This window comes from Aneurinibacillus sp. XH2, from assembly GCF_001439585.2.
Lineage (GTDB): Bacteria > Bacillota > Bacilli > Aneurinibacillales > Aneurinibacillaceae > Aneurinibacillus > Aneurinibacillus thermoaerophilus.
Genome location: NZ_CP014140.1, coordinates 551533 through 568377 on the forward strand (window position 1 = coordinate 551533; position 16845 = coordinate 568377).

At 46.2% G+C, this 16845-nt stretch carries 9 protein-coding genes; all 9 read left to right on the top strand.

All coding sequences use genetic code 11. From position 1 onward, the window contains the following. The first annotated feature begins 53 nt into the window (after positions 1–53). Positions 54–3515, top strand: a complete 3462-nt coding sequence (gene metH / locus ACH33_RS02680) for a methionine synthase (protein WP_156424117.1) — start codon at positions 54–56, stop codon at positions 3513–3515. Positions 3516–3534: 19 nt separating this feature from the next. Next, the gene (locus tag ACH33_RS02685; RefSeq protein WP_057897619.1) at positions 3535–5397 is read left to right on the top strand and encodes a bifunctional homocysteine S-methyltransferase/methylenetetrahydrofolate reductase; all 1863 of its coding nucleotides are present in this window, start codon (positions 3535–3537) and stop codon (positions 5395–5397) included. A 273-nt stretch (positions 5398–5670) separates the two neighbouring features. Continuing rightward, the gene (locus ACH33_RS02690; protein WP_057897620.1) at positions 5671–6435 is read left to right on the top strand and encodes a vWA domain-containing protein; all 765 of its coding nucleotides are present in this window, start codon (positions 5671–5673) and stop codon (positions 6433–6435) included. Between the two features lie 16 nt (positions 6436–6451). Next, the gene (locus ACH33_RS02695) at positions 6452–7252 is read left to right on the top strand and encodes a hypothetical protein (protein ID WP_057897621.1); all 801 of its coding nucleotides are present in this window, start codon (positions 6452–6454) and stop codon (positions 7250–7252) included. Positions 7253–7269: 17 nt separating this feature from the next. After that, positions 7270–7638, top strand: a complete 369-nt coding sequence (locus ACH33_RS02700; protein ID WP_057897622.1) for a ubiquitin family protein — start codon at positions 7270–7272, stop codon at positions 7636–7638. A 26-nt stretch (positions 7639–7664) separates the two neighbouring features. Next, complete coding sequence (gene essC, locus ACH33_RS02705) at positions 7665–11639, top strand: type VII secretion protein EssC (protein WP_057897623.1); 3975 nt, start codon at positions 7665–7667, stop codon at positions 11637–11639. Between the two features lie 145 nt (positions 11640–11784). Next, complete coding sequence (locus ACH33_RS02710; protein WP_057897624.1) at positions 11785–12057, top strand: WXG100 family type VII secretion target; 273 nt, start codon at positions 11785–11787, stop codon at positions 12055–12057. Between the two features lie 103 nt (positions 12058–12160). Beyond that, a complete protein-coding gene (locus tag ACH33_RS02715; RefSeq protein ID WP_057897625.1) occupies positions 12161–14818 on the top strand; it encodes a tetratricopeptide repeat protein in 2658 nt (885 codons plus the stop codon). A gap of 26 nt (positions 14819–14844) precedes the next feature. After that, the gene (locus tag ACH33_RS02720; RefSeq protein WP_057897626.1) at positions 14845–16833 is read left to right on the top strand and encodes a hypothetical protein; all 1989 of its coding nucleotides are present in this window, start codon (positions 14845–14847) and stop codon (positions 16831–16833) included. Positions 16834–16845: the final 12 nt, after the last annotated feature.

The window sequence follows — 16845 nt, forward strand, 5'->3', positions numbered from 1 at the left end:
TCTTTTTTATTTTGTACGTGAGCGAATTTGTGTCAGAAAAGGGGACGATGATGATGAGCGGAGTGACAGCAGTAAAAACGAAACCGGCACTTGAAAATCAACTTCAGAAAAAAATTTTGATTATTGATGGAGCGATGGGCACGATGCTGCAACAGGCGGGGCTCGGGCCGGAAGACTTTGGCGGTGAGCAGTATGAAGGATGCAATGAAATACTGAACCTAACGCGCCCGGACGTGATTCGTAACATTCACGAAACTTATTTGGAAGCAGGAGCGGACATCATTGAGACCAACACATTTGGCGCCACATCCATTGTGCTTGCGGAGTACGATTTACAGCACTGTGCCCGGGAAATTAACCTGGCAGCAGCTCGGCTGGCACGGGAGGCGGCAGATAAATACTCTACGCTGGAATGGCCTCGTTATGCCGCCGGCTCGATCGGGCCGACCACTAAAACCTTATCCGTTACCGGCGGTGTAACCTTTGAAGAACTGGTGGAAGCATACTATGAGCAGGCGCTGGCTTTGATTGAAGGCGGGGTGGATGTGCTACTGCTGGAGACGGTTCAAGATACGTTGAATGTAAAAGCGGGCGGTATTGGCGTACAGCGGGCGTTCGAAGCGGCGGGACGTAAGCTCCCTATTATGATTTCAGGCACAATTGAGCCGATGGGTACTACGCTTGCTGGTCAGAATATTGAGGCTTTTTATATTTCTTTAGAGCATTTGCAACCCGTGTCTATTGGATTGAATTGCGCGACAGGCCCGGAATTTATGCGTGATCATATTCGAACGTTATCCGCCATGGCGAATTGCGCGGTCAGCTGTTATCCAAATGCTGGCCTTCCGGACGAGAACGGGCATTACCACGAGTCCCCGCAGGCGTTGGCGACCAAATTGGCCGGATTCGCCGAGCAAGGTTGGATTAACGTGGCGGGTGGCTGTTGTGGCACGACGCCTGATCATATTCGTGCCATCGCGGAAGCGCTCAAAGATTATCAACCGCGCAGACCGCAGGGACTAAGCACGCACGCGGTTTCCGGCATTGAACCTGTATATCTGGAACAGGACAATCGCCCGCTTTTTGTGGGAGAACGGACGAATGTAATCGGCTCGAAGAAATTTCGCGATTTGATCAAAGAAGGGAAGTATGAAGAAGCTTCAGAAATTGCTCGTGCACAGGTAAAGCGGGGCGCGCATGTTATTGATATCTGTCTGGCCGATCCGGATCGCGATGAAGCGGCCGATATGGAGGCTTTTTTGAAATTTGTTGTACGTAAAGTTAAGGTTCCGCTCATGATCGATTCCACAGACCCTAAAGTTGTCGCTTTGGCGCTGAAGTATTCCCAGGGAAAAGCAATTATTAACTCTATCAATCTGGAAGACGGTGAAGAACGTTTCGCTGAAGTAGCGCCTTTATTGAAGAAGTTTGGCGGAGCGGTGGTCGTTGGCACGATCGATGAGAAAGGAATGGCAGTGTCGCGTGACCGCAAGCTGGAAGTAGCCGAGCGTTCGTATCATCTACTGGTAAATAAATATGGCCTGAACCCGCGGGATTTAATTTTCGATCCGCTCGTGTTTCCAGTTGGCACGGGCGATGAAGCATACATCGGTTCTGCGCGCGAGACGATTGAAGGTATTCGCCTGATTAAAGAAAAATATCCGGAATGCCAGACCATTCTGGGCGTAAGCAATGTGTCATTCGGCTTGCCGCCCGCGGGTCGGGAAGTACTGAACGCCGTGTATTTATATCACTGCACGAAAGCGGGACTTGATTATGCTATCGTCAACACGGAGAAATTGCAGCGCTTCGCTTCCATTCCGGAAGAAGAGCGTGAGCTGGCGGAAGCGTTACTGTTCGAGACAACAGATGAGTCGCTGGCGAAGTTTACGGATTTTTACCGCGCGAAAAAAGTGGAAAAGAACGAGGAAAAGTCTAACCTGACGCTGGAAGAACGACTGGCACGTTATGTAGTGGAAGGAACGAAAGAAGGATTGATTCCGGATTTGGAAGAGGCGCTGAAAAAGTATGCCCCACTGGATATTATTAATGGGCCGCTGATGAACGGCATGGATGAAGTAGGGCGCTTGTTCAATGATAACCAGCTTATTGTCGCCGAAGTGTTGCAGAGCGCGGAAGTAATGAAGGCGGCGGTGGCGTATTTGGAGCCGTTTATGGAAAAAACAGAGACGTCCACCAAGGGAACGGTGTTGCTCGCAACAGTAAAAGGTGATGTGCATGACATTGGAAAAAACCTGGTCGAAATTATTCTCGGCAACAATGGCTATAAAATCGTCAATCTGGGAATTAAAGTGCCGCCGGAACGGCTGATTGAAGCCTGCCGTCAGGAGATGCCTGATATTATCGGACTGTCCGGACTGCTGGTGAAGTCAGCGCAACAGATGGTGACAACCGCGCAAGACCTAAAAACAGCCGGTATCAATGTTCCGATTCTTGTCGGTGGCGCGGCGCTGACGCGGAAGTTCACCGAGACTCGGATTGCGCCTGAGTACGATGGTCTTGTGCTGTATTCTAAAGACGCGATGAACGGATTGGAACTGGCCAATAAGCTCATGAATCCAAAGGAGTATGCTGTTCTGGAAAAAGCGGCCAAGGCGAAAGGACAGGAGCAGGTGGCTGCGACGACGGAAGTGAAAGAAGTCATGGTGGACATCAGCGCGCCCAAGCGTTCGGATGTCAGCGTGAATGCGCCGGTATTTATTCCGCCGGATTTCGAGCGCCACGTATTGCGCGACTATCCACTTACGCACCTGCAACCGTACGTAAACTTGCGCATGTTGCTTGGTAAGCATCTTGGCGTCCGCGGCAATGTGGAGAAGCTGCTGGCGGAAGGTGACCCGAAGACAGTGGAAGTAAAACAAATTGTCGACGAATTATTGGCGGAAGCGAAAAAAACCGGGCTCATAAAAGCGCAGGGCGTATACCGTTTTTTCCCGGCGCAGTCGAAAGGCGAAGAAATCCATATTTACGACCCGAATGATTCCAGCAACGTGCTGAAAACATTCCGATTCCCACGGCAGAAAAAGGCACCGTACCTTTGTTTGGCTGATTTCGTTAAACCGACAGAGAGCGGCGTCATGGATTATGTGGCATTTCTTGTAGTCACCGCCGGCGAAGGGATTCGCGAGAAGGCGGAAGAGTGGAAAGAGAAAGGCGATTATCTCCGCTCTCATGTTTTACAGGCACTGGCGCTGGAGCTGGCGGAAGCGTTCGCGGAACGTTTGCATCATATTTTGCGCGACGTGTGGGGCTTTCCGGACCCGGCTAATATGACGATGCAGGAGCGTTTCGGTGCCCGTTATCAGGGGCTCCGCGTTTCCTTCGGCTATCCGGCATGCCCGGATTTGGAAGATCAAAAGTTGCTGTTTGATTTGTTACGTCCGGAAGACATCGGTGTTCAATTGACGGACGGTTGCATGATGGAACCGGAAGCTTCCGTCTCGGCCATGGTGTTCTCTCACCCGGAAGCCCGTTATTTTAATGCTGATGAATAAACAAAGGAAAGGGGAGAGGATGACCATGCCAAAAGAAAGCTTGAAAACATACCTTAAGGATCATTTGCTTATCGGGGACGGCGCGATGGCGACCTGGCTGTACCAATTGGGCATTCCGATTGGCGTGTGTTATGAGGAATTGAATTTATCCAATCCAGAGCTTATTCGCGCGGTTCACCGCTCGTATTATGAGGCGGGCGCACGATTTATTCAAACTAACACATACGGAGCGCACCGGGACGCGCTGGCGCGCCATGGTTTGCAGGACAAAGTGACACGGATCAATCGGGTGGCAGTGCAGGTGGCGCGAGAAGCGGTTAAAGATGACGCGTATGTGGTCGGGGGTATCGGCTCTATTAACGCAGGACGTGTGCGAGATGTGCGTATGCAAAATTATCGCGAACAATTTGAGGAGCAGGCAGCGGCGCTTTTAATGGGCGGTGTGGATGCGATTTTGCTGGAAACATTTCTTGATCTGGATGAATTGCTGCTGGCGCTGGATGTGATTCGTCCGTTAACCGATGTGCCGATCGTGGCTCAACTGGCCACGATTGAGGTCGGACGGACGCGAGATGGTCACACGCTAACTCGGGCGTTTGCCGAGTTGAAAAAAGCGGGCGCGGATGTTGTCGGGTTAAACTGCCGGCTTGGACCGGCGGAAATCTTACGTTCGATTGAAAATGCAGTGGTTCCGGAGGACACGCCGCTGTCCGTCTTTCCGAACGCCGGGCGGTTGGCTATGTCAGATGGCCAGTATTCATACGCGTCTGTGCCACAATATTTCGGGGAAAACGCGCTTCGTTTCCGTGCTCAGGGCGCACGCTTGATTGGGGGCTGTTGTGGAACAACACCGGAACATATCCGGGTAATGGCGCAGGTGCTGGCGGAACGAGAGCCGTTGCCGCGCGTGAATCCTGTTGTAGACACGCAAGAAGAAGCGGAGCCGCTGATTCGCATCGATCCTCCGGCCCGGAAACAGGGAATTGTGGAAACGGTGGCGCATCGGCATACGGTGATTGTTGAGTTAGACCCGCCACGCGATTTAGATACAGAAAAGTTTTTACGGGGCACGGCGGCATTGCAGGACGCTGGGGCGGACGCGATTACGCTCGCTGACAATTCGCTGGCGACGACGCGGATGAGCAATATGGCTCTTGGTTCGATTATGAAGGCGAAATTCGGCGCTGAGCCACTGTTGCACATTGCCTGTCGCGACCGCAACCTGATCGGCCAGCAATCGCATCTAATGGGTTTGCATGCGCTCGGTATTAACCAGGTGCTTGTTGTTACAGGAGATCCGGCCCGTTTCGGCGATCTGCCGGGAGCAAGCTCCGTGTTCGATGTTTCATCATTTGATTTAATTCGGATGATTAAACAGTTGAACGAGGGATATTCTTTCTCAGGGAAGCCGTTGAAGCAGCGGGCGAATTTCGTGGTCGGTGCTGCATTTAATCCGCATGTGCGCCAGTTTGACGCCGCGCTGCGCCGGCTGGAAAAGAAAGTGGAAGCGGGCGCGGATTTTATTATGACCCAGCCGTTGTATGACCGGGAGAGCATTGAGCGGATTTATGAAGGAACCAGGCATCTCGATATCCCGATTTTTATCGGTATTATGCCGCTGACCAGTTCGCGCAATGCCGAATTTTTGCATAACGAAGTACCGGGTATTAGGCTATCAGACGAGGCGCGCACCCGCATGCGCCGGTATGAACCGGGGGAAGAAGCGCGCCGTGAAGGGGTAGCGATCGCCCGTGAGCTGGTAGATATCGCAATGGAGTACTTTAAAGGCATTTATCTGATTACACCGTTTTTCTACTATGAGATGACAGTGGAGTTAACCCGGTATATACGGGACAGATCACGGGTTGTGTTGCAGAAGTAATTTGTGCATTACTTTAACAACCGTTTTGAAAAGCCGGTTTCCTGTATGTTCAGGATGGCCGGCTTTTTATTTTGGTTTATGATGATGATATTGAGACGGTATCAAGCTGAATTCATTCTTAATAATAGGTCAAAACGAGTATAGGAATGGACATCCAGTCCCTACACTTCTTATAAGTTCTTACTTAAAATGGAGAAAGCACAATATACAAGATTTACTAAAACATGTATAGCGTTTTTGGCGATAGATTCAGATTAATAGGAGTTGCGTAGAATGAGCTATCAAATTCAAGCAACACAACAAACCCCGGCATATATTATTTACCTGCTGGATATTAGTGCATCGATGAATCTGTTGATGGATGCCGGGGGAGAAAAAAAGAGGAGGATGGATGTTGTAACGACAGCGTTGAACGCTGCAATCCGACAAATGGTTTTTCGTTCCACAAAGGGGAGTCGGCTTAGTCCGCGTTATAAGCTATCAATTCTCGCGTATAGTGATAACGTGTTTGACGTTTTGGGAGGAGTGAAAGGGATTGATGAAGTGGCACGAATGAGACCGCTGGAAAACGTACAGACCCAGCGGTTGACGAACACAGCCAAAGCGTTTGCTGTAGCTGAGAAGATGCTTCATCAGGAATTGCCGAACCTCAGGGACTGTCCGGCTCCCCTTATCTGTCACATGACGGATGGCGCTTTTACCGGGGAAGACCCTGAGCCGATTGTAAAGCGAATTATGGATATCAAAATCCCGGACGGAAATGTATTAGTCGAAAACATTTTCATTTCCGATGAAATCCTGAAAACCCCTATTGAAAATTCAAAAAAGTGGGCAGGAATCATGCCGGATACCCTGCTCGATGATGAGTATGGAGAGAAGCTGAAAAGGCTTTCCAGCCCGCTGCCTGAAAGTTATCGGGAGATGATGATGGAAACAGGATATAGAATTGAGCCTGGGGCATTAATGCTGCTTCCGGGTACGAATGCTGACCTTGTGTCGCTGGGCTTTCAAATGTCCGCTGCGACCCCGGTTCGGTAATAAAGAGAGGTGTCACATGTTTTCATTTACAAGTGATCAAAAGCTGGAAACACCCATTACCCATATTTATCAGGAGCCATTTTCGTTTCGTTATGGTTATGCTCGTGCCGGCGAGACACAGGAGGCTAATGACCTGGGCCAGGATTATTTGGTTTTTCGTGTAGAGAACAAAAAGTTTACTTTTGTGCTTTGTGACGGGGTAAGCTTATCCTTTTGCGGAAATATAGCAGCACAGTTTTTAGCCACCAAGCTAATAGAGTGGCTTTGTGGAATCCCAAAAGAAGAGATTCAGCAAAAAAACGATATGACAGCAGCGCTGGATAGATATTTGGAGCAGTTAATTAACGAAGCGACAGAAGTTGTAGAAAAGCATGAGCTGCCTCGTCCGCTTTCTCCGCTACTGAGAGATGTGCTGGAAGAAAAAAGGAGAAATGGAAGTGAAACGATGTTTGTCTGCGGCAGAGTCGATATTTTGGAGGAATGGTCCAATCAAGCCCATGTCTTTTTGGCCTGGTCGGGTGATTTGCGTATCCGACTGTGGGACGGATGGACGGAAATCACCCATTGTTCTGGCTTTTCCGTGAATACACAGCAGCGCTGGTCAACGAAGAACGGGTTGATTCATGGTGGGGTGAATGTCATGACATCAAGAGAAGTAAACCGGCCATTAGATCGTTTGACGCTGTACTCTGACGGCTTTTTTGTACTCGATTCTCTTGATGTTCTTCCATCTACTGACCGTCTTCAGGAGATGATGTGCCAAAGTTTTTCTTCCCCTACAAGTGACGATATTTCCTTTTTGGATGTTGCCTGGTAGAAAAAGGAGTGAAAAACGTGGAAGAAATTATTGTTACCTTTATTCATCATCATCAGGAGAGCGATTTACGCCTGCCAAATCAGGTGGAGAGCGAGAAGCTGGTTATCGCCTTAAATGAATGGCTCGGATATGAATATGATTGGACACAAGGAATACACGATCTGGAATATTCGTTTGACCAAAAGCATTGGTTCCGGCTCGAAAAACAGCAATCGCTGGAACGCGCCGGGATTTGGGACGGCGCGTTTTTGCGTTTCAGCAAAGAGCCAGCTTCCACCCTACCAACGGAGAGTGCATACGAAAAGATGTATCCTAGCAATCAGGAAACAACTACCGAAGCTGATGAAGTAGAGCAGCTTGATTACGTATGGAAGATTATTGAGTAAAGAAGGGAAACAGAAGAGGAGAAGATATGAGGAAATCACCATACTTTACACGATCACCGCGGGTAAAGCTTGCGCTACCGACAGGAAAAATTATGGTTCATCGGCCAAAGTCGGAGCCGATGGAGCCGAGGTTTTCTTTTGAAACGATGATTATTCCTATTTTCCTAACCATTGCCACGGTAGGGATTATGTATTATCTGTCTAAAACGATGTATAACAGTGCTGCCTATGCCATCTTCATGCTGGCCATGAGCATCCCGATGTTAGGTTCTTACATTGCCACTATCATTTTGTACTTTAGAAGAAAGAAAAAGCATCGCGAAGAGGTAGTGCAACTTCATGAAGAATATCTCGCACAGTTAGAGAATCATAGAAAAGAGATAGAAAAAATTCGTGAGCAGCAAACTAAATTTTTACGAGAAAAAGATCCGAATCCGGAAGAATGCGTCCGTAGAATTTACGAACGGCAAAGCTCATTGTGGGAGCGTGCGACAGATTCGGAGGATTTTCTTCATTTGCGAATTGGACTCGGCATGCGTCCTTTCGTCATTACGATTCAGCTTCCGACACAGGATGGTTATGACATCCATCCTTTAATTGCAAAGGCGCAGAAGCTGGGCGCCGATTATAGTGAGCTGACGAACGTACCTGTTTCGATTTCGCTGCGGGAAAAAAGAGTGGTTGGTTTGGTAGGGGAGCGAAAGGATATTTTAGAACTGGCACGCGTGCTGACCCTGCAGCTTGTTACTCACCATTCTCCTGAAGAAGTCAAGCTTGTCTGCGTTTACTCTGAGCAGGAAAAAGAGGAATGGAACTGGATGAGATGGCTTCCGCATATATGGGACAACGAACGTGAATCCCGGTATATAGCGGAAGGACAACATATGGCGCGGGCGTTGTCCGAAAAACTTTATAGCACATTAAACTTTCGAAAACTCAAAAAAGGGGGAGAAAAGAACAAAGAGTATGATGTTCCTGAATATGTATTCTTTTTGCCCAGCCTTTCCCTGTTTGAGAATGATGCCCTATTGCCCTTAATTCTCAAGGAAGGCGATACGGTGGGAGCCTGCGCATTTCTTATGTCATCCAGGAAAGAAAGCCTGCCGATGGAATGTGAAGTTATTATCGAGGTAAAGGACGGTATCGCTCGTCTTTATGAAACTTTTTCAGCCGATGATCAGACTCGATCGTTTACTGGTCAGGAAAAAGTTGCACTCGATCGGTTTACTTTACCGGAAGCGAAGGAGATGGCCCGTGCTCTCGCTCCGCTGCGGGTAAAGCAGTCAACTGCTGGAGTCATTCCCCGGGTTCTTACCTTTCTTGAGATGTATGGGGTGAATCGGGTAGAAGAACTGGATGTGATCTCCAGATGGGAACAAAACCGCTACCCGCTTACGCTTCCTGTTCCGATAGGCGTACGTGAAGGGGGAAAGGTCGTTGAGTTAAACATTCATGACAAAATCGAAAGAAACGGCCATGGGCCGCACGGATTGATGGCTGGTACTACTGGATCCGGTAAGAGTGAAGTGATTCAATCTATTATTTTGTCGCTGGCGGTTACCTATCATCCGCATGAACTGGTTTTTATGCTTATTGACTATAAGGGTGGAGGAATGTCAAATACTTTTCAGGGCCTACCGCATGTAGTGGCGACCATTACTAATCTGGAGAACCCGAATCTGATTAATCGTGCCAAAGTCTCTTTGCGGGCAGAGCTGGAAAGAAGGCAGAAGATATTTAACATGGCGGGCAACATACAGCATATTGATGAATATTTCCGCTCGGAATGGCGTTTTAAAGAGCCGCTGCCGCATCTTTTTATCATTATTGATGAATTTGCACAATTAAAAAAGGATCAGCCCGAATTTATGGATGAATTAATCAGCATAGCGGCGATTGGTCGTACGCTGGGAGTTCATTTGCTGCTGGCCACACAAAAGCCGGCGGGAGTTGTGGATGAAAAAATATGGAGTAACTCCCGTTTTCGCATTTGCCTGCGTGTTCAGGATGACAGCGATAGTCGTGAAATGATTCAAATCCCAAATGCTTCTACCATCAATGTCCCTGGACGGGCCTATTTCCAAGTTGGTAACAATGAAGTGCTCGAATACTTCCAATCTGCCTGGAGCGGCGCGGATTATTGTCCTAAAGAAGAAACAGAGGCAGAGCACATTGAAATTGCGGAGGTTAAGCTAGACGGCTCCATAGTGCGGAAAAAAGCCGTAAAAGCGGATGAGAACAATAAGCGCAAGGAAATCCAAGTGCTCATTGATTATATAAAAGAAGAAGCGCAAAAGCATGCGATTCATCCGCTTCCAGGACCATGGCTGGAGCCTCTTCCTGAACAGTTGCCAATTTCGCAGATGATTGACATTGATAACTGGACACCGGCAGACTGGAGCAGCGTGGAGAAATGGCTCCAGCCGACAGTAGGAATCGTTGATGATATAAGCAATCAAGCCCAGTATCCTCTGCGGCTCGATTTGAGCGAAGGGCATCTTATTGCTTATGGTATGCCAGGCTCCGGGAAGACCACGTTTATTCAGTCTACGCTGCTTTCATTGTTTTTCGATCTTGCACCTGCTGATTTGCATGTATATATTATTGATTTTAGCCGTCAGATGAAAGAGTTGGCCAGATTCCCTCATGTAGGCGGAGTGGTGCATGAAGAAGAGACAGAAAAGATGCGGAGGCTCTTCCGCTTTTTGCTAAAAGAACTGGCATTGCGTAAAGAGTTGTTTTCCAATGAAGGGGTAAGCTCGCTCCAAAATTACCGTACCGTTACTAATCAACGTTTACCGGCCCTTATGCTGATTATTGACGGATACCAGCAGTTTCGGACAAATTTTATAAATGAAAATGAACAGCTTGAGGTACTGTTGCGGGAGGGGGCAGCATACGGCATTATTGTGATGGCGACAGCCCACCAGACAAGTGATATGTATGATCGATACCGCAATACTTTTGCTTCGGCCGTTTCCTTCGAACTTGCGGATCAGACCGATTACTACTTTGCAGTAGGAAGACCCGGCTTTACTGTGTCAAACCTTCCGGAGGGACGCGGTTTTGTAAAAGGGCATAACCCGCCGTATGTGTTTCAGTGTATGCTGCCATACGATGGATCGAATGAATGGGAAAGGACTGCCTTCCTCCGGCACTGGGCCAGCAAAATGCAGGAGGAATGGAAGGGGAAACCAGCGAAAGAAATTGCGATGTTACCGAAGGAAATCAGATTAGAACAACTGATGGATCAATTTCCGCCGCAGGCAACGAGGGAGCTTCCATACGGGATTGATACTGAAGAGCTGGCTCTGCAATCCATTCGTCTGGAGGAAGTCGATCATGTTCTGGTAACAGGGCGTGTAGAATCGGGTAAAACGTCCCTTTTACAGACTTTGATATTGTCTATGGAGCACCAATACGCTGCTGATGAAATTGATATCTTCTTTATTGAATTAGAGCCGAAGCGTACAGGAATTATGAACCTTGCTCATTTGCCTCAGGTCAAAGGATACGCCACAAACCTCCTAGAAGCGAAAAAGCTCCTGCAAGAAGTAGTAGCTATTACCGAGGAAAGAAAGCAAACAAGTTCAATCTTTGGCTGGGGAAATAATGAGGAAGAGGGCATGTACAATCCGATCGTCATTATTATTGACGATGTAGAAAACTTCATGCAGCAAATGAACATGGATTTTGAAATAAAGAACGATCTTGAAAAGCTGACAAAAGAAGCACGGCAAAAAAATATTCATTTTATCATGGCTGGATTACTGGCAAGCATGAACAGCTATTTGCATGAAGCATGGTTTATTAACATTAAGAAGAAGTTTGTTGGATTTTTGCTGGGTTCAACTTTAAACAGTGATTTATACTTTTTTAATATGAGGCTTCCTCATGCGGAAACAGATAAAGAGCTGCCGGCCGGTGACGGCTTTGTGATTAAGGGGAAACATATGAAAGTAAAAATTGCTAGGCCTTATGAAAAGGTAAATAATAGATAAAAATACATGGTGAGAAAGTAGCGATTAACTTTTCATTATACAAATATAGTAGTTCCTGGGAATGATAATGATTACAGGACTGTACGATACGGAAAATTTGTAATATATTGACTTTGTCCAAAGAAAAGAAAGGAAGTGTAAGCCAATGTCAATGAGAATTCTTGTTACGCCGGAAGAGTTAGAAGGAATTGCCCAGCAGTTTAGAAACGGATCAGATGCAAGCCGCCAGCAAACCAACCAGCTCTATCAAGCACTTCAATCTTTAGAAGGCAAGTGGGATGGTGCAACGAAGAAGCGTTTCTTCGATCAGTTCGAACAATCTCGCCGTCATATGGAAGCTTACGTTCAACTTCTTGATTCTATTGATCAGGAACTTCGTGCTATTGCTACGCGTTTCCGTCAGGCAGATGCTCAATAATCATATTTTAGTATGAAGTATAAAAGAGTAGAAAAAAGACTAGTCATAACAGCTGACTGGTCTTTTGTACATTGTGAAAGTTTTAGAACAGGGGTTCATAAGTATGAATTTTCAGCCGGAAGTTGGAGAAACGATTCGTTTGTTTGGCAGAAAATATACCTTCTCCAAACATCCAGCGGTAGAGGGGATTGATATCCCATACGGGCAAGAGGGGAGACAGGGGACTGTTTATCAACTGGTTGATGAACAGGCGAGAACTCTCCACCGCTATGTGGCTTTTAAAGTGTTTAGGGAACGATTCAAAAGTGAGCGTCAGATAGAGTTGGCGAAAAAATTCCAAAAATATGCAGGAGGATATGGTCTTTCCGCTTGCTTGCGCTCCGTTATTGAACAGCAGAGTCATGAGAAGCTCGTCAGTCAATATGAAGATTTGCAGTACTCTGTTCTTATGCCTTGGATCGAAGGACCAACCTGGGCAGATATCCTACTGGAGGAAAGGGCTCTTACTCGTGAAGAATGCTTACAAATCGCGTGCACGTTTGCTTATATCATGAAGGAGATGGAAGAAGCAGGTCTTGCTCACTGTGATCTTTCATCAAGCAACGTTCTTATTCCCTACTTGAGCAAAGAGAAAGTAGATCATTCTTTTGCTGATATTGAACTGGTAGATATTGAAGAGCTATATGCACCTGATGTAAGGAAGCCGCCTGTTCTGCCGGGAGGATCGCCTGGTTATGCTGCGGATTATGTGCGGGATGGAGTGTGGACGGCGAATGCCGACCGCTTTGCAGGCGCTGTGCTGCTGGCAGAAATGATAGCGTGGCATCATGACAGCATCCGGATAGAAAAAGCCGATGATATGAGCTATTTTGCAGCTGAAGAAATGCAAAAAAAATCGGAACGTTACCGGAAAATAAAGGGAGTTGTTCAAGACACGCTTGGAGAAGCGGCGGCGGAGTTTTTTACACGGGCGTGGGAAAGCCGAAACTTAAAGGAATGTCCTTCGTTTGCTGAATGGTTTTCTGTTTTTCCCCGGTCGATAAAAGAAGTGGTTATCAATCGAAAGCAGGCATTTTTTCAGGCAAAAAAACAGCCTACCTCCTCTCTCTTGAGCGTAGAGTCCCTGTTAGACATTGCTTCAACGTTTGAAGGACTTGGCAACAAAGTTGCCGCTCAAAGAGAGTATCGTTATATTGTTTCGCACTTCCCTGAGAAGAAAGCGGTCGTGGAAGAAATTAAATTGCTGCTCTCTGAGGGAAAAGTAAACATGGAACCACAGAGGTGGGATCTGGCGGATTATCTTGAAGCGGCCAACCAGATGGAGAAGCTGGAAGAATGGGAGAAGGCGCTATTGTTCTATGCAAGAGGAGCCCGGCTTCCTTCCATTGATTTTGCTACAAAAGAAGAGTTAGAAATTATCGTAGAAGAACTGAGAGAGAAAATCCGGGCCAGGCAGCAAGTGATAACCACTGAAGCCGCCTTGCAAAAAATACTTGATGAAAAACAAAAAAAGCCAGAAGCCCCGGCCTGTGTTCCGAATTTTTCCGGTAAAACAAAAAAACAAGGGCCTTTCCTTATGGAACGTGTGTGGCAGTTCTCGGTGAAAAGATGGAAGCTGTTGTTATCTCTTAGCTGTGCCTTCCTAATTGGTGGCCTGCTCATCTGGCTTTATAACTATACAGCAGAAAAGAAATGGCGGGAACTGATCCAGAAGGGAACGGAAGCTTTTACCAGACAGAACTATATTGAAGCGGAAGGATTCATCCGAAAAGCGATGGATCAGAAGCCAACCGAAGATTTATATACCAAAATGGCAACGATTTATATCAGCAGAGGTTATCATGAACAGGCGATCCGGTATTTGGAAGATTTATTCTATGAGAAGAAGCTGTCCGAAAAAAATCAAGAAGCTCACTATTTAATAGGTCGCGCCTATTTTTTGCTGAATGACTTCTCGAATGCTATTCCATATTTTGAGAAAGCAAGAAAAGGGGAGAAAAGCATTTATGAGCAAGATGTAATCCGCGATCTGGTTGTCTCTTACGCCCGCACCAATCAGTATGCAAAGGCGAACAATATGGTACATCAGCTGAAAGCTGGTGATTCAGTTTCTAAAGCTTTTATTGCTAATTTGAAGGGAGAGCTCTTTGAATTGCAGGGGAAAGATAGCGAAGCAATCGAAGAGTTTAAGAATGCTGTGGCTTTACATAAAGGCAATGAGCGGTACATCAAAAACCTAGTCGATCTCTATATTAAAAAAAATAAAACGAACCAGGTCGATGACACAACGAAGGCAAGGACGTATGAAGAAGCTATTTCTTTAATGAATGAATTATTAAAAGAGGATTTTACTAACATTGACTATTTAAACCGATTAGGACAGGCATATTATGATTATGGGCTTTACTATGAGGCTAAAGGAAATCGGAGATATATCAATCTTTTTCAGCAATCGTTAATCTCTTATAACCAGATTATAGATTTGGGCATCCGGAATGAGGAGATTCTCCTCAACATAGGCATTTTATATGACAAGCTTAATCAAAAGGTTAAGGCCGAAAGTATCTACAAGCAAGTGTTAAAAGAGTACCCGAATAGCGGGCATGCCTATTTCGTTTATGGCCTGTTTAAATTGAAGGAGAAGAAGTATAAAGAAGCGTTGACTATGCTGCAAAAAGTGGTGCAATTGAACCAAAATCCGTCGGAAGCAGCGATTGCAAAAGAGCGTATGAAAGAGATGAAAGCCAAAAAGTTGATATAAGTAGGATGAAGTGAGGGGGAGTACAGTTGGCACCTGAAAATCAGCAAGACAAAAATAGTGCAAAAGCTCGGCAGGTCGTCCTGCCTGTTTCACTTAGTTTGCTGGTCGCTGCTGGCGGAGTCGCTACTTATCAGTGGAGTCAGCATGACGCACCTGTAAGCGGCAAGCGGGCTGAACATGCAAACACGAAAAGTAAGGAAAAAAAGCCAGGGGAAGCGATTCGTCTCAATACTGACGACAATCAGGTGAAGAATACAGCTATTAACCAGTTTAAGGAAAATAGGGGCAAACGGATAGAAGTACCTGTCAAGCACAGTGCGGAAGAGTCTGGGAAAAAGATTCGCTCATCGTTGGAAAAGGAGGAAGCTTTGCTTGCTTTTTCCCTAAAAAATGATGTGGATTGGGAAGTTTATGACGATGCGGTTTATCTAGTAGATAGCTCTAATAAGGGAGCTCCGATTGCAGGCCTGGCAGTGGATCAGAGTGATATCATTTTGCCAGAGCCGCCGTTACTCATTGAAGATATTCCCCTTTTACCAGTTGATGACTTGCTATCAGGTGAGGAAGAAACAACAGACGGGGATTTAAACAATGAGCAAAATCGGTCGGAAAATGTAGGCGATCAGAAGACAGACAATAATAGTAAAGACGACGCTATTGATAGTGGCCCTGTGTTAGTACCTGGCTCTTTATATAATAGCATTTATGACTATGTCATAATGAATGATTCCTACAATGTTGTTTATTATGGACAAAATGTTAGAACGGATGATAAACGCTATAATACCATCATGAAATGGCTTGTAGAATCAGCGGATCGTCTTAAAGGGGAGGCCTATGCAAGTCCCTCACTTTCTTACCAGGGGCAGGCAAATTTACAGCTCATTCATTCACTAAAGATAAATCAGCCGGAAATTCAGAGCTTGCAAGAAGAAATCCAAAAAAATATGTTCATGAAGTATGTGGATGAGGAAATCAATGCATATGCAGCTGATAAGGAACGCCATTCTAAGGATGCCAAACATATTGTTTATTTTATTGGTAAGTACAATGAACAGGCGAATAAGTCGCTGAACCCGAGTGAATATGGGAATGCTGACCGTAATTTAATGAAGTCCGCTGATCAAGATGCCCGAAATTCTAGCAGCGTGGTGGAGGCACTGAACAAATATCAGATTGCAAGCCAGTATGCGCCAGATGTTGCCGAGGAATTACGCACACAAAAAAAGGATTTGCTATTGCAGGTGAAGGAAGTTTCACAAACGGATATAAGTAAGGCTGTCATTCTGGCTGCTGAAGCTGTTGAAAACGGTAATCATGCTCCGGAAGCGAGGGAAGAATTGCACAGATTAGCGGAGAAATTGCTCGAAGCCGCGGAGGAATTTGAGCCAGATGCGGAAGAGCAGGCTTATGAAATTTTAAGTACAAGAGCGAGTATTGATAAGACGATTGCTCATACCGCTACCAATCGAAAAAAAGCCTTCGCATATGCGAAAAAAGCAGAAGGTTTGTTAAGCGCTGAAAAGTATGCAGAAGCTCTGTATTATGCTAGTGAATCCAAACGTTTATACGATAAAAGTGATTTGAACGACAGGGTGATAAAGCGGGCGGTCGAACAGATGTTAAAAGAAGCAAAAGAAAAAGATCTGGATACTCAGCTGGCGATATATAGAAGTATTACCAGCGCAAACGGCGTACCTTATGAGTATGCACAGCAAGCGACTTTCCTGCAAAAAGCGATCGACGACTATAGAAAAGCGATGAATCAGTCAAATCTTGAACAGGCTGTTCAAGATTTAAGTTCTGCCTGGCAACATTCAAATTTGCAGAAATTGGTAGAACCTCTATTAAAAGAAAAAAGTCGCACGCTGTTTGAGCAGGCCAACGCGATACGAAATGAGAATCCTAAACAAGCCGCCCGTTATTTTAGAACACTGGCACAGACACCTGGAGTCGATGTTGAGATAAAGGAACGCGCGAAAAGCATGCTAGATGAAAGCAACCAAAAAACATGAAGATTGGAGGAT

Coding starts and splice junctions, on each gene's coding strand:
- metH (WP_156424117.1), top strand. CDS start 54: ATGAGCGGAGTGACAGCAGTAAAAACGAAACCGGCACTTGAAAATCAA.
- ACH33_RS02685 (WP_057897619.1), top strand. CDS start 3,535: ATGACCATGCCAAAAGAAAGCTTGAAAACATACCTTAAGGATCATTTG.
- ACH33_RS02690 (WP_057897620.1), top strand. CDS start 5,671: ATGAGCTATCAAATTCAAGCAACACAACAAACCCCGGCATATATTATT.
- ACH33_RS02695 (WP_057897621.1), top strand. CDS start 6,452: ATGTTTTCATTTACAAGTGATCAAAAGCTGGAAACACCCATTACCCAT.
- essC (WP_057897623.1), top strand. CDS start 7,665: ATGAGGAAATCACCATACTTTACACGATCACCGCGGGTAAAGCTTGCG.
- ACH33_RS02710 (WP_057897624.1), top strand. CDS start 11,785: ATGTCAATGAGAATTCTTGTTACGCCGGAAGAGTTAGAAGGAATTGCC.
- ACH33_RS02715 (WP_057897625.1), top strand. CDS start 12,161: ATGAATTTTCAGCCGGAAGTTGGAGAAACGATTCGTTTGTTTGGCAGA.